The organism is Phormidesmis priestleyi ULC007, assembly GCF_003003695.1.
GTDB classification, from domain to species: Bacteria; Cyanobacteriota; Cyanobacteriia; order Leptolyngbyales; family Leptolyngbyaceae; genus Phormidesmis_A; species Phormidesmis_A priestleyi_A.
Genome location: NZ_PVWG01000032.1, coordinates 22,512 through 41,466 on the forward strand (window position 1 = coordinate 22,512; position 18,955 = coordinate 41,466).

The window sequence follows — 18,955 nt, forward strand, 5'->3', positions numbered from 1 at the left end:
CGATCGAGAGTCTACAATCTTCACGCCCAGTCAAGCCGCCGAACGAATTGTCTCACTAGTGCAGCCTGATAGCGGAGCGTTTACCTACACTTATAAAGTGACGGGCTACAATTTGCGCGGTGAAGTTGTACCCGGTGTAAGTGCCCAAACCGCTGACACCACGCTGTTTATAAAAGTGCCCGTTTAGAATTGGGGCTAAACTGATGGCTTGTAGGGACGCTTCATGAAACGTCCCTACACGATGCCCTATTTCGCGGCTCTCTCGCTTTCCTCTTGAGCTTCTTTGAGCGCTCCTAGTTTGTCCGACTCTTTGGGGTTGTAGATTGCACCCTTTTGTCTAACGTTAAGATCGACGGTTTCTTTAATGTTTTCTCCCAGATTTTTAATATTCTTCAGCCCCGTTTGACCAATCGGACGATCGGGGCTATCACCTAAATCTTCAGCATCTTGCTGAACCTTTTGAACCATGCCTTTATCAGAAGTCTTACCCATCATAGAGCCTGCTTGTGCTGACAGTTGACTTGAATAAAACGCAGGAATTGACAAGAATGTTAACACCGCCAAAGCAAGGGTAACGATCGAACGAAATCTAACTGTGCGAAACCATTGTGTAATGCGATTCATTTGAAATCTCCTTAAAATCTATCCAGATAGAACATTAATCTAGCCAAAGACTTTTTTCTTCCTCCGTAAGTGAGACGACTCAGCCCACATTTGGAGTAGATTCGAGAGTTAGCTTTCTACCCACAGAACGATGTTTGTAGAGAAATTCAGCATTGTAGAAGAGGATGAAATGGCTGTAGGGATAGCGCCTCCGTGCCTACCCCTGACGGAGGGCAACCACGGGGGGATTGCCCCTACCCACAATGCCAGAATTTCTAAGGACGAGGAATCACGATCGCGTCAATCAATTCTTGAGCGATCGTGTCTTGACTCACTTGTTGTCCCTTGCGATCGAACAAAAACGTGCCCACTTTCAGCGAAGCATCTGCATATTTTTTGACATACTGCGTTGCTTTCTGGCTAATTAATTCTGCTAAGTAAGAAAACACTGAGTTAGTTAACCCCAGTTTGCTTAGTTGCTGATGAGCCTCATCAGCAGTCTTCGCATTGAGAACCACTTCGGCCGCCGCTAAACTCCCGCCCGATCGGATGACAGCAGCGCTAATAATTTCTAGTTTTGCGTCTGCCAAGTGACTAGAGGTGTTAAAAATTCCGCCCGCTAACTTGACTAATTTGCCTTGATATCCCAACAGCAAAACCGATTGTGCTTGGTGTAACCCAGCTTCGACAAGCATCGCACCGAGCCAGTTTCCGGTCGGCACGATCGCCCGATCGGGAATGTTTAAACGTTGAGCAACTTGCTGACCATTGCTGCCAATGCAAAACACCAAATTAGGTGACTCACCGACTTTCTGCTGCAAGATCGCCCGAAATTCTTCGAGATGATCGGCGGCTGATAGTGGCTTAGAGATGCCGCTCGTTCCCAACAGCGATAAGCCTTCTAAAATGCCAAACGCTTCGTTAGAAGTGCGTCGAGCCAGTTGACGACCTTCAGGCAAAATAATCCGTACAGTGAGTGTGCGATCGGCAGGAATCAGCGGTAGCAGATTGGCATCAAATAATTGCCGAGCATAGCGATAAATCGCGGCTTCGCCTGTGGTGGTGCGTCCAAGTCCTTCACCTGCTTCTAAAACTAATGGGTGAGACTGGCGCTGTGACAATTTCACCCATGCCCAAATCGGCGTATTGCGAGTCAAATCAAGATTGTCGCCCGGTTCGCTTAGTGTGACAGCTAGGGCACTAGTCTCATCTAACGGGGCAACTTGTTGGATCGGAATGTCAGCGCTTCCAGGCAGAATATCGATCGCGATCGGACTCAATCGATCGTCCTGATTTGACCGATCTAGCAAACAAATTAATGCCGCCTTTGCTGACGCAACTGCAAAAACGGGTAGAGTATAGCCAGTTCGAGCCATTCCAAATCGAGCAGCTTGTGCACAAATATAGCAATCCTAGTTCAGTTGTAAGCGTGGGACAAGCTTCTAGCCTGGACGGGCAAGATGCCCATTCCACCATTCACTTAGGATTGCTATAGCATAACTCTGATGGCGATCGCTCATGACGAAGCGATCGTAAGTCGTCTAATGCCACGATTGGGCAAGATAATGATAGTCTCTACTCGCTCTGCCAACCCTGATTTTTATGTGGCAAACTGCCTTTCTCAAGCGTCTGCCTCGATTGCTCCAGCCTAATCAACTCGCCATCTTTGAGGCGTGTTTAATTGGTTTAATTTCTGGTTTAGCTGCCGTCTCTCTGAAGCAAGGAGCCGCCGCGATCGCAGGTTGGCGCTTAGATCTGGCCCATCAATATCCGGTCTGGGTCGTGTTGCCCATTGTGGGATTGGTGGGAGGATTTTTGGCAGGGTTGCTAATTGAACGAGCCGCCCCCGAAGCGACCGGAAGCGGCATTCCGCAAGTGAAAGCAGCGCTGGGGCACGTCTCGATCGCGCTGAATGCACGAGTGGCGATCGTCAAACTTTTCAGCACACTGCTCTCCCTGGGATCGGGCCTGACATTGGGACGGCAAGGCCCGACTGTGCAAATCGGAGCCGCGATCGCCGCTCAACTCAGCGCTTGGGTGCCCACGTCGCCAGAACACCGCCGCCAGCTTATCGCTGCGGGTGCTGCCGCCGGGCTTGCTGCCGGGTTTAATGCCCCGATTGCTGGAGTCTTGTTTGTTGTCGAAGAGCTCTTGCAAGACGTGTCGGGGCTAACTTTGGGAACCGCCATCCTCGCATCCTTTATAGGTGCCGTCGTGTCTCGGCTTTTAGGCGGTGGCGGACTCAACGTGAATATGACGGGACTGTATACGAGCTTCTCGATCGCTGAGATTCCTTTATTTATCGCACTAGGAATTTTAGCGGGATTGTTCGGTGCCCTATTTAATCGAGGCGTACTCTTGAGCCTGGCGTTTAATCGTCGCTCTTTAAAGGTCGGCTTACCCTGGCGAATCGGCTTTGCAGGATTGATATCAGGGTTGGCAGTCGCCTTTCTCCCGGCGGTTTTGCGCGACACCGCAAGTCTGCAAGAGGTTTGGCTCACCAGTGCGCTGGGCTGGAAAATCACCGCGCTCATTTTTGTCACCAAATTCATTCTGACTTTGATCGCGTCTGGGTCAGGTGCCCCCGGAGGATTGTTTGCACCCTCACTGATTTTGGGGTCTGCGCTGGGCTATCTCGTCAGCACAGCCGCCCAGCATTTGCAGTTAATGGGCATTCCGTTAGGCGTTGAGTTTGGTGAAGGACTGATTACCACCTCAGCCCTGGCAGGCATGGGAGCCTTTTTTAGTGCAGTCACCAGAGGCCCGATTACGGCGATCGTCATTGTCTTTGAGATGACCACTAACTTTAATCTGGTGTTGCCTTTGATGATCGGCTCAGTGACCGCCTATCTGGTCGCTGAAAGCATCTACGGTGGATCAATTTATAAACATTTGTTGGCATCGAATGGCATTCACCTCAAGCCAGAAACGGCGATCGATACCCGTCTCGCGGGGTTAACTGCTGCCGATATTATGCAGCGTCATGTCGAAACTGTTTCAAGTCAGATGAGATTAGATGAAGCGATTCAGGCATTTTCACGATCGCACCATCGCGGCTTTCCAGTAGTCGATGATGGCAAGTTAGTTGGCATTGTCACCCAAAGCGATTTAACGAGAATTCACGAGCGCGATCTGGCGGGAGATTTATTTCTAAATCTGATTATGACTCCCAATCCAGTCACGGTTAGCCCGACGGCTCCGCTCTCTCAGGTTCTCTATCTGCTCAACCGATTTAAAGTCAGTCGTCTACCCGTGCTCGAACGGCGTAAATTGCTGGGCATTATCACCCGCGCTGACATTATTCGCGCTGAGTCAGATCAGCTCAGTGGTGAAGTTAAGCAAGTGGGTATACAACCAGATCCGTCTTATGTGGTTTATCAAACCCGTGCGCCTGCGGTCGGAAAAGGACGGTTGCTCGTGCCGATTTCTAACCCTCAAACCGCCGAGTCTCTGCTGCAAATGGCAGCCGCGATCGCCCGTGAGCGTCACTATGAGTTGGAATGTCTACAAGTGATTCCGATCGCTCGACACCAAGATCCGGCTGAAACGCCAGTTTCGACTACGATCAGCCGTCGTCTTTTAAAACGCGCCGCTCGATTGGGCGAAGAGTGGCAAATTCCTGTGCATACTCAGGTGCGAGTGACTCACGATGTGGCTCACGCCATTTTAGAAGCGGTTAAAGACCGCCACATTGACCTGCTGCTCATGGGCTGGAAGGGCAGTACGGTGACACCGGGGCGAGTGTTTGGCAGTGTAGTCGATACCATCATCCGGCAAGCGAGTTGTGATGTGGTGTTGATCAAAAATCCCAACTCAGCGCCTGCACATCCTAAGCTCGATCGCTGGCTGATCCCCACCGCAGGCGGACCCAATTCTCGTAAGGCAATTCAGCTTTTGCCTGCTTTTGCGCGTTTAACAAAACAGCCAGAAGTATTTTTGTGTCAGGTGCATCAGCCTGAGCGATCGCGAACTGATATCGAAGCCTTAAAGGATGCGATGGTGTTTTTGAGTAATCGTCTGCGGTGCCCCGTGGTGTTGCGATCGGTTTGTGCCAACTCGGTGTCTGAAGCCGTGGTGGATCTGGCTCAAAAAGATCAGTGTGATGTGATTGTGCTTGGCGCAACGCGAGAGGGACTGCTGCAACAGGTGATCAAAGGGAATATTCCAGAAGAGATTGCACGGCAGTGTGACTGTACGGTAATTTTGGTGCGAGGCGCGATCAAATAAAAAGTGGTTCGCTTTGATACATTCTCGACCAGAGCGATCGCGTTAAGTGGAACTAAGTTTGTGTTTAAAGCGCCCCCTATGAGATTGAATGGTTTGCTAGTTAAGACGATCAATCACTCCACTCTAAAATCCTTAAGCCTGATTGCGGTTTTCGGAGCGCTGCTAGGATCATGCGGCAGCCCCAGTGCTAATTCACCCACTTCACCCACAGGGGCATCTCCAGAATCGCCCGCCGCCGGGAAAGACTTTACGGTTGGCATGGTGCTAGTCGGGCCCAAACAAGACGGCGGCTGGAATCAGGCACAATTTGAAGGCATTCAGACTGCTTTAAAGACCATTCCCGGCACAAAGTTGGAGTATGTCGATAAAGTCAACGTTGCCGATCGTCCCAATGTTAAAGGCTCTCAAGTTGCCGATGATCTGATCAGCAAAGGTGCCAAGTTTGTGATTTTTAACTCTGACGATTTTAAAGATGATGCGCTGGCAACCGCAAAAAAACACCCCGATGTGACAGTGATTCACGCCTCTGGTGACTATGCCTGGAAGGAAGGGAAAAACTTCAAAAATCAGCCAAACCTGGGCAACATCATGGGGCGGATGGAGTATGGCAAAATGATCGCGGGCTGTGCTGCCGCCTTGGGAACCGAAACCGGAAAAATCGGCTATCTCGGCCCCCTAATTAACGATGAAACGCGCCGCTATTCGTCATCTGCCTACCTGGGGGCAAAATATTGTTGGGAGACCTACCGCAAAAAAAAGGCAGAAAACCTCAACTTCAAAGTCACTTGGATTGGGTTTTGGTTCAACATTCCCGGTAAGACTTTAGACCCGACCAAAGTCGCAGATGACTATTATAACGGTGGCTATGATGTCGTTATGTCGGGGATTGACACACCCGAAGCCGCCGTGCAGGGCAAAAAAGCGGCGGAAGCTGGAAAAAAAGTCAAATTTGTTCACTATGACTTAGCCTCTGGCTGCAATCTGGCACCTGATATTTGTCTGGGAGTGCCTTATTACAACTGGTCGTTTCCTTATGCGAACTCGATTAAAAAAGCGATCGCGGGCAACTATACCAGCGAGTTTACCTGGCTTGCACCCGATTGGAAAGATATCAACAATCCTGAAACGTCAATGGTTGGTTTCAATCCTGGAACCGCACTGGGCGATAATAAAAAGTTTTTGGATGAGTTTATCAAAGGCTTAGGAGATGGCAGCATTAATCCCTTTAAAGGCCCGTTAAACTTCCAAGACGGAACGCCGTTCTTAAAAGCAGGAGAAACCGCAACCGATCAACAAATTTGGTATTTGCCACAATTGTTAGCAGGAATGGAAGGATCAAGCAAATAAGACGTAGGGGCATGGCACCGCCGTGCCCATTAGGATTGCAAGTAACCAATATTTTAATCTATAGCAATTCTATTTCAGTTGTAAGAGTGGGACAGGCTTCCAGCATGTACGGGCAAGATGCCCATCCCACAATTCACTTAACGTCAGTTCGACAGAAATAGTTCGCTCCGAACAGCTTTGTTGAGCCGAAGGCAGTGTGAATTCGGGAAGCCCCCTAAATCCCCCAAAGTTGGGGGACTTCAAGCCAAAATTCCGGTTTCAAAGTCCCTCAGAATGGGGGATTTAGGGGGCAGAAGCCGCTGATAACGAAGCGAAAAAACTCGTCGAACTGACGTTCACTTAGGATTGCTATACGAGCCCAAGCCAATCATAGATGACAACTGATGAGAGTCGAACTTCAGAATATTTCAAAACGGTTTGGCAGTGTTCAAGCAAATGATCAGGTTTCGTTGCTCGTTGAAGCAGGCACAATTCATGGATTGTTAGGCGAAAATGGAGCCGGAAAAAGCACACTCGTTAAAGTGCTGAGTGGGTTTATCAGCCGAGATTCTGGAGCAGTCTTGCTAGACGAAAAATCGGTTGAAATTAAAACGCCTGCTAACGCGATCGCTGCTGGCATCGGAATGCTGCACCAAGATCCGCTAGACTTTCCGCCATTGTCGGTGTTAGACAATTTTATGGTAGGCAAAACTGGGACAGGATTTATTGATCGGGGGCGATCGCTCCGTCAATTACAGCAGTTAGCGGCTCATTTTAATTTCAATCTCAACGGCTACGAAACCGTCAACAATCTCACGGTTGGCGAACGTCAGCAGTTAGAACTTCTGCGCTTATTGTCGCTAGGTGTCAGCACCCTGATTTTAGACGAACCCACAACCGGAATTTCTGCTTCTCAAAAGACTGCCCTGTTTGAAGCAGTTAAGCAACTAGCAGCCCAGGGCAAATCAATTATTTTTGTCTCCCATAAACTCGAAGATGTCGAAGAATTATGCGATCGCGTCACTGTTCTTCGTCACGGTAAAGTCATAGGTCGGGCTGAGATTCCTTGCCCTGATGCGGTGCTGATCGAGATGATGTTTGGTCGCGAATTAGCCCTCCCACTCAAGCCCCAAACTCGCCAATCCGAAGCGGCACTGCAACTCGAAAAGATTCGCGTTGACACCGATCGACTGTCTCTTCACCTCGGCGATCTTACCGTCTATAAAGGCGAAGTTATCGGACTCGCTGGACTCGAAGGCAGCGGACAAGAATTATTGCTATTACTCTGCGCGGGGTTGCTGCACTCTGCTTCAGGTCAGATGGTGATCAATGGTATGGAGATGACGCACAAACCCTACCAGGAATATCTCGATCGTGGGATTGGATATCTACCCGCTGATCGTTTAAAGGAGGGATTGGTAAGCGGATTGTCAATTCACGAACACGTTGCCCTACGGACTCCTGCTCGAAGTTTTTTTGTCGATTGGAAAGAAACTTTAAAGCAGACGGTGCAGGCGATCGCGATCTTCAACATTCGCGGTAAGCCCAACACACCTGTAGAACGATTATCGGGCGGCAATCAACAGCGCACTCAATTAGCATTGCTGCCAGTGCCATTAAATCTGTTGTTAATGGAGCATCCAACTCGTGGTTTAGATATCGAATCAGTGTTGTGGGTGTGGCAACAATTGATTGCTCGATGTCAAACCGGAACGACGATTTTGTTTATGTCCTCCGATTTAGATGAAATTATGCGCTATAGCGATCGCGTCATTGTTTTTAGTGGCGGTCAAGCCTCTCGCCCGATCGCTGTTGCGGATCTCACTGTCGATCGCTTAGGAGAACTAATCGGCGGCAGGTTAAGCGATACGATGGAGCCATTAGCAATTTCATGACCCAAAAAACTCTTTATTATCAACTGGCTGCGATCGCGCTGGCGTTACTGTTCATCACAACAATCATTTTAGTGGTGGGCGCGTCTCCCATTGAAGTGATCGCTGCGATGTGGTCGGGTTCTTTTGGCACAGTGGGACAATTTGCGAGAGTAATCGCAACTCTTGCGCCTCTTTTGCTGTGTGCGAGTGGATTGTTATTTACATTCACAGCAGGATTATATAATCTAGGCATTGAAGGACAGATTGCGTTTGGAGCGATCGTTTCCACGTTTGCAATTCAACTGACTCAAAATGCGCTCTCTCCAGCGTTGGTGATTTTGTTAGCAATTCTCATGGGCGGTGTTGGGGGCGTTTTGTGGGGGTTACTCACGGGTGCACTCAACGTTTATGGCCGCATTAACGAAATTTTTGCAGGCTTAGGTCTTAACTTTGTCGCCGATGGGTTAGCCCTCTACTTAATTTTTGGCCCTTGGAAGCGTGAAGGCGTTGCCTCAATGAGCGGCACTGAGCCGTTTTCAGAAGCGTTGTGGTTGCCGACGTTTGGTGATACTGATGCCAGCCCGATCGCGTTGCTGATTGCGATCGTTGCCGTTGCCATCACGCTAATTACTTTGCAAGGCACCTATTTTGGTTTGCGTCTACGAGCCGTTGGGCAGAATCTTCGCGCTTCCTATACATTAGGCATTCCTTCAATTCGTCAATTGCTGAGTGCGTTTGCGATCTGTGGTGGGTTTGCTGGTGTTGCCGGAGCGTTACAAGTGCTGGCGGTTTTTCATCGTCTGATTCCTAATATTTCTAGTGGGTTAGGTTATCTCGCGCTATTAGTCGCCATGTTGGTAGGGCTGAATGCTTGGTTTATTCTTCCCGTTGCATTTTTCTTTAGCGCTTTGAATATTGGCAGTCTACAGTTGCCGTTAGATTTGAATTTAGAATCTTCTCTCGCGGGTGTGATTCAAGGAACGCTAGTTTTGTTTGTGTTGTTGGGAAGAGGGGTCAGCGAATCGCTCCGCCAAGCCCCCAAAAATCCCACCTCGTAGGGACATGGCACTGCCGTGTCCACTATCCTTGCAGTAACACACCATTCAATCCACAATCCTAAGCATCGATCTCTAGAGAACCGACCGGATAAGCAACGCACGTCAGCACATAACCCGCTTTCTGATCCGCGATCGTCAATGCGGTTGGAGAAGTCTGATAGCGAACTTCTCCCTTCTGAACGCTCACCTTACACGCCCCACACGCGCCAACTCGACAAGCATGACGCAGTTGAACGCCTTCTTGTTCTGCTGCTTCTAAAATAGACATACCATCGTCTGCCAAAACCCGTTGATCAGATTTGGTGAAGTGAATCACAGAAGCCGTGTTTTGGGAAGCGGATTGAGCTGAGCGCAGCGGATCTGAACGAGAGTTTTTACCATTGCTGGCACTCAAAAACTCAGACGGAAGCGTTTTGATCAACGTCGCATCGAGCTGCCCCTCCTCAGATGCAGACCGGGCTGAAACGGGTGAGCTTGACGACTTGCCGCCAAAGCTTTCTTCTTGGTAGTTTTGCATGGGAAATTCCAGCTTTTCTAACAAAGAGCGAGTCGTTTGCATAAAGCCTTCTGAACCACACACGTAAACCGATCGCTCCAGAAAATCGGGTGCCATTAGGGGCAGCATCGATTCAGAAATGCGTCCGGTCAATCCCATCCAAGCGTGTTTGGGAGACGGTCGAGTTACGGTGATTGCTAAACGCAGATTTGGCATTTGAGCCGCGATCGCTTCTAACTCTGCCCGAAACACAATATCTTCTGGCGAAGCAGCACTATAAAGAAAGATAATGTCGCAGTCTGTCAGCGTGTCTTGCACCCAACGCACCATTGACATCATGGGCGTGATGCCGCTCCCGGCTGAGATCAACAGTAGTTTAGAGGGCACTTGGGGCAAACAGCTAAAGTTCCCCATCGCGCCGCCGATCAGCTTGACGCGATCGCCGACTTTAAGATGATCGTGCAACCAATTAGAGACCAGACCGGGGGACAATTCTGGCTGATCAGGCGGGCTGGGCACTCGCTTAACAGTGACGCTCAAGTGATAAGGGCGGGTCGGAGACGAAGAAATCGAGTAGCAGCGGATGACTGGCTTGTTATCAACCACAATCTCTAAATTGACAAACTGCCCTGGTTGATAGCAAAACAACACGGGCGGTTCTGCAACAAAACAAAAGGTTTTTACGTCAGGAGTTTCATCAACAATGCGACAACAACGACAGAGCAAATCTTCTCCTGCCCAGATCTGAGTCGGTAGCATATTAGAATCGATCGCAGTTTCAGCCGCCGCAGACAAAGGAGCTACCAAGGCTTCAACGTGTAAAAATGTTTGCCCAAGCTGAAGCAAGTCACCAGGTTGAAGGGGATGCGGATCGTCTATGGGAATGGTCTCACCATTGAGTAGTGAACCCGATGCGCTGCCCACATCAACAAAATAGTAAGTCGGGTCGAGATAGACAATTCGCCCATGAACTCGACTCACCTCTGGACTCATCAGCACTAAATCACAGGTGGTGCTGCGTCCAATCACCCACTCTGTTTGTCCGGGGTGGGATGCTTGAAGCTGATGATTTTGAAATTCTCGTTGCTCAAAGTTGACTGACTTTAGAATCAACATCGTGAGTAACCTCCTGGGTGATCAGTGATTGGCATGAATTCTTACCGCTTGTCATTAAGCGTTCGATTTTTTGGATGGTTTTGCGATCGTTCTTGCTAGAGTTACCGCCGTGTGAAAGGCTTCTGTTGACGGTTGAGAGCCAGACAGAATCTCTGAATTTGTGGCAGCGATCGTCTCGATCGTCGAAAAGTGATCGGCATCAGTTAGCTGCAAATCTTGTCTCAGTTGCCGACAAAATTCAAAACTGCCAGAGGCACTCGTGGTTTGTTGCCGCAACAAGTCGAGTACAACACCTGTATAGGTTTGCAGTCGCAATTGTTGAGAGACTCCCTGCAAAACTTTTACCAGCGTGTAAATTTCATCTGGCGTAAGATCATCGAGCGATCGTCCTTCTAGCAGCGTTGGCTCGATCGACAGCTTTTGCAGTTGTTTACGCAAACTAGTGGTCATGTTTTCGCGCTCATATTGAGTGCGGGTGCGGCGAAAAGTGCGATAGAGCCACAGAGAGCCAACCAAAACAATGAGTGCGTTAAAGGCAAACAATGGATAATCGGGCAAGCGATTTAACGAAGGACGGGCCCCATAAGAAAAGAATGTCCAAAAAGAAGTGACGGTAAACAGCGTGAACACAATATGTTGTGCTTGCTCTTGAGAGATCGCGCGACCTTTTCGGACAATCACCTTGCGACACAGTTTTTCTAATATCAGCCCTAATGTTAGAGTGATCGCAATCAAAACCGCAAACGTGATGAAAACTGCGAACGCTTTTGGAATCGGAATGGCGTGGTTATAAAGATAAAAACCTGTGTCGAATGCATTGGCAACTTGATCTCGTTCGTGAGTCCATGCACCTGTAAAATAATAATCCCAATTGCCTGCGTAGAGAAAATAGTATAGGTAAAAAGCAATCACCATGCCTAGATACCCATATTGAACGAGCCGCCGACCTGGTTTAGTAAAATCTGTCCAGTAGGTTTTTTCGGCATCAATGTCGATGCAAGCCGCTTTACATCCGACACAGGCGCTTTGTTCTTGACCCGTTTTTGAGTCGGTGGTACGACACATTGACTGAGTAATCGTTGCCCTGGGTTTGAGATAATTTTGACTGCCCAACAGCGATCGCGGCCCCGTATAAACCATTTGCACAGGTGCCATCGGGCAAAAATATTGACACCAGCTTTTGCCTGCATATAGATAGCCGATCAGCATTGCACAGAAAATCGTTGCAATCAGAAAAATTCCCAAGGCAAACCGATCGGAGTTGACATATAAAATGCGAAGTCCTAACCCCAGCACAAATAGCCCAAACTGAACATAGAGATGATTGCGTCCTAGCCAAGAGTTTTCGCCGATCGTCACCACTTCTCGCCGAACTTCACCCGTGACCCGATCGACCACCTTTCGCCGTCGCTGAATTCCCAACGCGCGCGGAATCTGTGACAAAAATGAGAGGGGACAAATCCGTCGCCAAAATTCATGTCCAAGCACCAATAGAACAAAAATCCCAGTGGGCACCACCATTGCCCACCAGATCAAAGCACTCATTGAAAAGGCTGACTGGGGCAGACACCGCTCTCGAACCTTGACGCACTGACTAAGATTAACGTGAAAGGGACTGCTTAGATTGTTGGGTTGAGTCCACGCGGTGGTGATGGGATCATAAAAAAGCGACGCAATTAACAATAGCCATCCAATGGTGAGTAACCAGCGAACGCGATGCATGGTCTTCTCGGAAACTTGATTCAGCATAGGTGTTACCTCTTTTCGGAACGGTTAGCGTCACGTCAGTTAGACACGACGAAAATGCAAAATCAGATCAAAATTTATCGATAAACAACCCCGTGAAAACAGTAGCCGTTAGTAAATTGATTAATGAATCGCTTCGTGATTGATTTGCCAAAAACTCACCCGTTTATTTGCATTCCAAGTCACTAAATAGTCATGATCTGGACTAAATGCAACATTCGCTGGATGCTCTAGTGTTCCTGTCTCTCGCATCACTAAATTTCCAGATTGAGGAATCCAAGTGCGAATGCTGCCGTTGCTATGAACGGTCATAATATTGCGATTGCACCTGGAAATTAGAATAGGATTAGCAGAGGCCTCTGGCAAAACCTGGACTAAAGCTTCGCGGTTGAGATCCCACATCAGCCCTCGGTCTTTGCCGAAGCTAATCAGCGTGTGATCATTGACCAGTTGTAAGCCAACGATCGTGTCGGTATGCCCTGAAAACGTTCGATGAATCTTCCCAGTGCGGAGATCCCAGACTTGAAGCTGACGATTAGCACAAGGTGCAGCTTTGCAGAAACCGCGACTGGCAGTGATCAGAGTGTTAGAAGTCGCGCCGTAGGTGATAGCAGTCACGTCTGCTTGCGGGAGGTTTAGAGTTTGCAGCAGTGCGCCAGTTTTTAAATTCCATTGGCGCAAGGTTCTATCTTTACTACTACTACTGACCAATGTTTGTAGATCCGGACTAATTGCGATCGCGGTTACAGACTTTTGATGTCCTTTAAAGGTTTTAAGAAATTTTCCTGAAGCTGCATCCCAAAGTTGGAGAGTGCCATCTTCGCGACCACTGACCAACAATTTGCTGTTTTGGCTAATGGCTAACGTCGTCACGGGTGCTTTATATCCCACCAGAGTTTTGATGCGCCTCCCACTGGGCAACGACCACAGGCGTAAGACATGATCGGCTCCGGCAGTCACCATGACTTGATTGTTGGGGGCAATCAGCACCCGCTCGACCCCCGATTTAATCGACATTTCTCGCAGCATTGTTAAATGCCCATCAGACTGGGGAAGAAACCTCTGTTCCAGTTGAGTAAGGGCAGATTTAGCTTGCTGACCATAATCAGAAAACCATCCTCCCATTGTCCCTTTAAAAGCCTGCGAAGCGATCGCTCCGATTAACAACATTGTGCTGGCAGGCAAAACCATCTGTTGCACCCATGAGCGCTGACTCGTCCCTTTCTGCCTAAAACGTTGGGCTGCGGGCAATGCCTGAAGGTCGGTCAAAACCTCTGATGCTTGCTGGTAGCGATCGCCGACCCGACTTCGCACCATTCGATTGAGAATTGCCAGCAGCTCTGATGAGACAGACGACGGTTGGAGATAGCGTTGCCAATCTAGCTCTCCTGAAATCAAATCCTGCTTAAACTGTCGCGGATCAACACCCGTCAGCAAGTGAATCACCAAAATTCCTAGCCCATAAAGATCACTATTGGTCTGAGCCATTCCCAGACGTTGTTCGTCAGGCATATAGCCAGGGGTGCCAATTTCAAGCGGAAGCTCGGTGTCAGGTTGCATACTAGACTCGGTTTCTGGCAGGCAATAAGCTGCGCCAAAGTCAATCAAAACCACCTTACTGTCTCGACGACGACAAATTAAATTGCTCGGCGTAATATCGCGATGAATCACCCGATGCGAATGAATGTAGTTCAAAATAGGAAGCATTTCTAGCAGCAGGGCGATCGCCGCCTTTTGGGTAAAGCGTTTTCCCTGACTCAGCCAGGTGCTGAAATTTTCACCCTCAATATACTCTTGCACCAGATAAGTCGAATCTTGCTCTTGACTATAAGCAAAGAGCGTCGGAATTTGATGGTGATGTCGCCCAAACTGCTCTAACAGATGAGCTTCTGTCTCAAACAAGCGATGTGCGGTCTCTAGCGAAATCGTGCTGTGCAAGGGCAGTTTGAGGCACTTGACGACGCACAGCGGATGTCGAGGAAGATATTTATCACGAGCCAGATAGGTTTCGCTAAATCCTCCCGCTCCTAGCTTCTCTAAAATCAGGTAGCGTCCAGTTAATAGTTGCCCAATCATGCTCATACCCTTTGAGCGCGGACGTGCTCAAATCGCTGGTGTCCGCGAAATTCATTAAAAAACTCGTCGCGATCGTCCAGAAGGACTGAACAGGTGAATGTTGGACGTTCTTAAAGGCCTGCGAAACTTACCACAGCCTTGACTGTCTTCGCTGCCGCTCGTTGGGACAGTAGAATTTTCTTACTCAGGTTATAAATGCTGTGAAAAATTAAGCCAAAGCGGTAGACGAACCTCAGCTTAACCCTGATCCACTCACAATTCAGTTGCAATACTGGTTAGATGCTCGTGTAGATTATAACGACAAGTATCATTCTTGACTACCCATTCTGCAAAAAATGACTAAAAAAAGAGTAGATTAATTGGAACTGAGTCTAACGCACCCGTTCTAATTAACTGTAGGGGTAGCGCCCCCGTGCCTACCCTAACGACTGGAGGGCAACCACCGGGGGATTGCCCCTACCCAATCCTCTCTCTATTGGGCAACGCTAGAATAATTTGCTGATGTAGATATTGTGTGCCAATTCGCCAACAAGCCTACCCAAAACTGCTGATTATTATCAACATTGGAGATTAAAGACTGTGACACTTTAGAAACAAGCACAGACACGGATTTTAATTTGTTGAGAATCAATGAACCTAAGACGCAGTAATCAGAATGGGTGAGAATGAGTCAATTGAGCAAACGCTTACAAAATGGTTTAGCCTTTTGCTAAGGTAGACACGTTTGCCGAGAAAGATGGGTGTAGCTACTAGAGGGTTCGTCAATCAGGGTCGAACTCGCGCAATTTAAGCGACTGGTGATTAAGTCAACAAATCCTCAGCTTCAAGAGCTTTGAGAAATGATTGGCTCAGATCACTGCCAACCTTCGGGGTAGATGTAAACCTACTCAATATAGCTCCGCCCAAAATACAGGCATAGATTCAAAGATGAGTTCTACTTTTTGGGATATTCCTGGAATTCAATCTCGCAAGTCATTAGAGTTTTTAGAGCGATCGCTGCCTCCGATTGGGGTATATGACGATCAAGGACAGATCATTCACGCAAGCCAGAGCTTCTTAGAACTGCTGCCAACCCCTGTTGTGCCAGCTAACTTCTTGGATTGTTTTCCATCCACATCGATCGCCTTCACCGAACTGACAAAGTTTTGGGATCGGGCTTTGCAAGGAGAAACGACTCGTTTTCTCTCTAAAACTAGAGACGCAGAAGAAACGCTTGAATGTTCCCTTCAATTTGACTCAGATGCAAAACTGATGTGGGTCAATGCTAAAAAAATTGATGCCGTAGAAAGGATTCGCAACCTCACAGAAGCTTATGAACGAGCAATTTCAAGATCTGCTCACGCTAACCTGGCGACTGTTTTGATCAATCCGCAGGGTGGCATCATTCAGTGTAATCAAAATCTGCACAAGCTTTTGGGAACGAGCGATCGAGACCTCCTCAATCTTGAGCAATTTGTGCATCCTGACGATCGGCTAATTGATCAGCATTTAAAGCAGAATTTGCTGAATGAAAGCATTCACACTTATACGATCGAGAAGCGGTTCATTGCTAAAAACAACGAAGTTCTTTGGCTGAATGTTAACGTTTCCTCGATCGCAATTTCTGCTTGCATCCATGGGCATCAACGCTATTACGCGGTGCTATTAGAGGATGTTACAGAAAGTAAAAAAATCTATAGCACGTTAGTCAGAACCGAAGAAAAGTGGAAGACACTCTTTCTAAATAGCCCTTATTTGTTTATTCAAACCAGCCCTAGCGGACAAATGATCTATGTGAGTTCTGCGGTTGAAGACTTGTTGGGCTATCAACAAGAAGAGTTGCTCGGTCGGCAGATCAAAGAACTCATTCACCCCAGCAATCTCAATGAAGTTGAACTGGCTCTACAGCTATGGAACAGCCACATTCAAGCCAATCAGCCCAGCATCGAATGTTGGTGGCGATCGAAGTCTAATCGATGGGTTGCATTGTCGATTCAAGGGCAACAGTTTCCATCAGCGTTAGAAATTGATGGCGTGATCATCAGTGGACACAATATTACCGATCGTAAATGTTTAGAAGTCGAACTGAGAGCTAATGAAGAAAAGTTTAGATCGCTGGTTCTCAACAGTTTAGGCGCTGTGTTCCGCTGTGATTCTAGCTACATGATGGAATTCGCCAGTGACGGAATTCAAGACATTACCGGGTATCCAGCTTCAGTGTTTGTCAATAATCAAGTTCGATCGTATCTCAGTATTGTTTACCCAGATGACATTCACATTCTCAAAGACTCCCTCGTTCAAGCGATTTTAGACCGCTATCGCAGTTCGATCGACTATCGAATTATTGATGCTAACGGTCAGATTCGTTGGGTGAGCGAACGTAAACAAGGATTTTTTGACCAGAACGGTAATTTATTATGGCTCGATGGCGTGCTGCTAGATATCAGCGATCGTAAGCCTCTAAAGGTATTACGTCACCGTGAAGCGATCGACTGAAATTGGGTATTGCTGAATCGAAGCATGAATTTGCCCTAGAATTCTTGTCCCCTCTCCCAAAGGGCTACCGTGTACACACAAGTCTCTCAATTCGTCATTGCCGAGATCTTCGCCCCCTAAATCCCCCATTCTGGGAGACTTTGACCCAGGCTTTCAGTTTCAAAGTCCCCCAATTTTGGGGGATTTAGGGGGCAGAAGCCGCTCACAACGAAGCGAAATGACTTATGTACACACGGTAGCCCTTTGGGAGAGGGTTGAGGGTGAGGGCAAACTTTGCAATTAATGTCACCCTTCAGCAACGCCTGAAATTGAATCGTATCGAAAGGCGATTCTTAACAAATCTCCGGGCTTCTTCGTCTAATCTTTTACTTAGACTTTCTAGATTAAGAGAGCTTTAGGATAGAATAAGTTCACCGAGTTGACCCACTTGGGTCGATCGAGTTAGTTTAATCAAATCGCTCCGTGGTGTGTAGGTTCCACAATTTTTTTGCCCTAATATGAGTCGTGAAATTTCCCCGGTGGGCGTTGACGAGCGGCTAATTCAAGCAGCGATCAAATCAGACGTTGAGGCGGTGACTGAAAGGGTTTTTCAGAATACGCTTGATCCAGCAGAAACCATACTTGAAGACGACCTTGAGCGTCAGGCTGACTTACTCGATCATGCGATTCAACTTCCCGCCAAGGCTAAGGTGGCTTTGATTCGCAGACTCATTTCTCAACTCGAAGCTGACAACATTCAAACCATTGTCGAATTTGGGCTAAGAGAGATTGGCGATCGTCATCGTCATGGTGTCGCTGCATCTGCCCCAGTCGAGCACAACACTCGTCTGCTGCTCAAAAAAGACTACAGTTATCAAGCTCGCGGGTTGACTGAACCCACTCAATATTTTGTCTATTTAAGGCGGCGTAAACCCAAGTTAGATCGATACATTGGTACGCTGTTTCATCTGCCTCAAGGCTGCGCGCTTTCCTACTTTCTAGATGCTGAAGAACGGCTGATCTTTAACCCCCCTCACAATGTCTTTCAACTGCGAGACAGCAAGAATCCTGACATTATTCAAGTCGTGCGTTTGCTCTGTTTAGAGCCTCCGCCGCCAGATTACACCTTCGCCAAACAGCAAAATGATCTGCCCGAAATTCAGCTACATCTAGAATATCTCGATCTCCAAACCCATCAGCCGATCGCAAAGCTGACTTACCCGTTTCCGATGTGCATGCACGAGGGCGGCAAGCTCGATCGCTATCGTTGGGAAGTGACCACAGTCACCCAGGCTCCCGAACTGCTGATCGCACGTCAGCATTTCCCTCAAACGTCTGTGGTTGAACCTTTGCCTTCAACAAATTCTGTCTCATCGCCGCAACTCGACCTCAACTCGCCCCTCGATCGCGCTGAGCAGGTTGCTCAACCCCTGCGCCGAGTGCTAGAACTGCAACCAAAACTACTGACCTTTTATTTGAGCGATCGGGGTGACGCAGATGCGATTTTAAAACGAATGCGTTTATGGGTGGCTTGGAGCGAGAAAGCTATGCCCCAATCGAAATGGGAAATTATTCAAGATGCGGGCGATTACACCCTGATGAATGCCCGGTTTAAGCGGCGAATTCTGCGATTCTCACCCAATCTGAGCGCTGTTGTCTTAGAACATTCACTTCCCGTTTTAATGAAGTGGTTTCACGATTTGAGTTTAGCGGTGTCCCAGGCCCAAAGCCAGAGACAATATAGTGCTGTTCAATTAAAGCTGGCTCACACCCTGTTTATAGAGATGAGTCTTCCTCAGACTGATCCCCTGATTGCCCTGAAGAAATTGTTTGGACTAGAGTTTTCTAAACCTGCTCCGACCAAAGGCTAATACCAAACAAACGATGTCTAGAGGGCACGACATGTCGTGCCCCTACTGTGCCTTCTTTCAGACTATTGTGGGATGGGCATCTTACCCATACAGACTAGAAGCCTGTCC

At 48.2% G+C, this 18,955-nt stretch carries 12 protein-coding genes; 7 read left to right on the forward strand and 5 right to left on the reverse strand.

The window, feature by feature from the left end; all coding sequences use genetic code 11:
• Positions 1–58: 58 nt before the first annotated feature.
• On the forward strand, positions 59–187 hold the full coding sequence (locus tag C7B65_RS29350) for a hypothetical protein (RefSeq protein ID WP_262983544.1): 129 nt from the start codon (positions 59–61) through the stop codon (positions 185–187).
• A 59-nt stretch (positions 188–246) separates the two neighbouring features.
• Here C7B65_RS29350 and C7B65_RS19640 read toward each other — a convergent pair whose 3' ends face one another.
• Both C7B65_RS19640 and cbiD read right to left on the reverse strand, forming a co-directional pair.
• The gene (locus tag C7B65_RS19640) at positions 247–624 is read right to left on the reverse strand and encodes a hypothetical protein (RefSeq protein WP_073072818.1); all 378 of its coding nucleotides are present in this window, start codon (positions 622–624) and stop codon (positions 247–249) included.
• A gap of 254 nt (positions 625–878) precedes the next feature.
• Positions 879–1,979 carry a cobalt-precorrin-5B (C(1))-methyltransferase CbiD gene (cbiD, locus tag C7B65_RS19645; RefSeq protein ID WP_073072820.1) on the reverse strand — a complete coding sequence of 367 codons (1,101 nt, stop codon included), beginning with the start codon at positions 1,977–1,979 and terminating at the stop codon, positions 879–881.
• A gap of 226 nt (positions 1,980–2,205) precedes the next feature.
• Between cbiD and C7B65_RS19650 the strand changes: the two genes are divergently transcribed.
• The 4 genes from C7B65_RS19650 to C7B65_RS19665 all read left to right on the forward strand — a co-directional run bounded on the left by C7B65_RS19650 (position 2,206) and on the right by C7B65_RS19665 (position 9,088).
• The gene (locus C7B65_RS19650; protein ID WP_073072821.1) at positions 2,206–4,830 is read left to right on the forward strand and encodes a chloride channel protein; all 2,625 of its coding nucleotides are present in this window, start codon (positions 2,206–2,208) and stop codon (positions 4,828–4,830) included.
• A 3-nt stretch (positions 4,831–4,833) separates the two neighbouring features.
• The gene (locus C7B65_RS19655) at positions 4,834–6,177 is read left to right on the forward strand and encodes a BMP family lipoprotein (protein ID WP_223257402.1); all 1,344 of its coding nucleotides are present in this window, start codon (positions 4,834–4,836) and stop codon (positions 6,175–6,177) included.
• Positions 6,178–6,560: 383 nt separating this feature from the next.
• Positions 6,561–8,051: an ABC transporter ATP-binding protein gene (locus C7B65_RS19660; RefSeq protein ID WP_073072823.1), complete on the forward strand. Its 1,491-nt coding sequence runs from the start codon at positions 6,561–6,563 to the stop codon at positions 8,049–8,051.
• A complete protein-coding gene (locus C7B65_RS19665) occupies positions 8,048–9,088 on the forward strand; it encodes an ABC transporter permease (protein WP_073072825.1) in 1,041 nt (346 codons plus the stop codon). Before C7B65_RS19660 ends, C7B65_RS19665 begins: the two co-directional genes overlap by 4 nt.
• 58 nt (positions 9,089–9,146) lie before the next feature.
• Here the strand turns inward: C7B65_RS19665 and C7B65_RS19670 are convergent, their stop codons facing one another.
• The 3 genes from C7B65_RS19670 to C7B65_RS19680 all read right to left on the reverse strand — a co-directional run bounded on the left by C7B65_RS19670 (position 9,147) and on the right by C7B65_RS19680 (position 14,522).
• A complete protein-coding gene (locus tag C7B65_RS19670) occupies positions 9,147–10,700 on the reverse strand; it encodes an FHA domain-containing protein (RefSeq protein ID WP_073072826.1) in 1,554 nt (517 codons plus the stop codon).
• Positions 10,701–10,754: 54 nt separating this feature from the next.
• Positions 10,755–12,449, reverse strand: coding sequence for a hypothetical protein (locus C7B65_RS19675; protein WP_073072828.1), 1,695 nt, complete (start codon positions 12,447–12,449; stop codon positions 10,755–10,757).
• 120 nt (positions 12,450–12,569) lie between these two features.
• Complete coding sequence (locus C7B65_RS19680; RefSeq protein ID WP_181314450.1) at positions 12,570–14,522, reverse strand: serine/threonine-protein kinase; 1,953 nt, start codon at positions 14,520–14,522, stop codon at positions 12,570–12,572.
• Between the two features lie 927 nt (positions 14,523–15,449).
• On the opposite strand from C7B65_RS19680, the gene C7B65_RS19685 reads away from it, so the two are divergent.
• Positions 15,450–16,997 carry a PAS domain-containing protein gene (locus tag C7B65_RS19685; RefSeq protein ID WP_073072831.1) on the forward strand — a complete coding sequence of 516 codons (1,548 nt, stop codon included), beginning with the start codon at positions 15,450–15,452 and terminating at the stop codon, positions 16,995–16,997.
• A gap of 497 nt (positions 16,998–17,494) precedes the next feature.
• Positions 17,495–18,847, forward strand: a complete 1,353-nt coding sequence (locus tag C7B65_RS19690) for a hypothetical protein (RefSeq protein WP_073072833.1) — start codon at positions 17,495–17,497, stop codon at positions 18,845–18,847.
• Positions 18,848–18,955: the final 108 nt, after the last annotated feature.

Excerpts from the sequence above, each read along its gene's own strand:
- C7B65_RS19640 (WP_073072818.1), bottom strand. The coding sequence starts at position 624 with ATGAATCGCATTACACAATGGTTTCGCACAGTTAGATTTCGTTCGATC.
- cbiD (WP_073072820.1), bottom strand. The coding sequence starts at position 1,979 with ATGGCTCGAACTGGCTATACTCTACCCGTTTTTGCAGTTGCGTCAGCA.
- C7B65_RS19650 (WP_073072821.1), top strand. The coding sequence starts at position 2,206 with ATGTGGCAAACTGCCTTTCTCAAGCGTCTGCCTCGATTGCTCCAGCCT.
- C7B65_RS19660 (WP_073072823.1), top strand. The coding sequence starts at position 6,561 with ATGAGAGTCGAACTTCAGAATATTTCAAAACGGTTTGGCAGTGTTCAA.
- C7B65_RS19665 (WP_073072825.1), top strand. The coding sequence starts at position 8,048 with ATGACCCAAAAAACTCTTTATTATCAACTGGCTGCGATCGCGCTGGCG.
- C7B65_RS19670 (WP_073072826.1), bottom strand. The coding sequence starts at position 10,700 with ATGTTGATTCTAAAGTCAGTCAACTTTGAGCAACGAGAATTTCAAAAT.
- C7B65_RS19675 (WP_073072828.1), bottom strand. The coding sequence starts at position 12,449 with ATGCTGAATCAAGTTTCCGAGAAGACCATGCATCGCGTTCGCTGGTTA.
- C7B65_RS19680 (WP_181314450.1), bottom strand. The coding sequence starts at position 14,522 with ATGATTGGGCAACTATTAACTGGACGCTACCTGATTTTAGAGAAGCTA.
- C7B65_RS19685 (WP_073072831.1), top strand. The coding sequence starts at position 15,450 with ATGAGTTCTACTTTTTGGGATATTCCTGGAATTCAATCTCGCAAGTCA.
- C7B65_RS19690 (WP_073072833.1), top strand. The coding sequence starts at position 17,495 with ATGAGTCGTGAAATTTCCCCGGTGGGCGTTGACGAGCGGCTAATTCAA.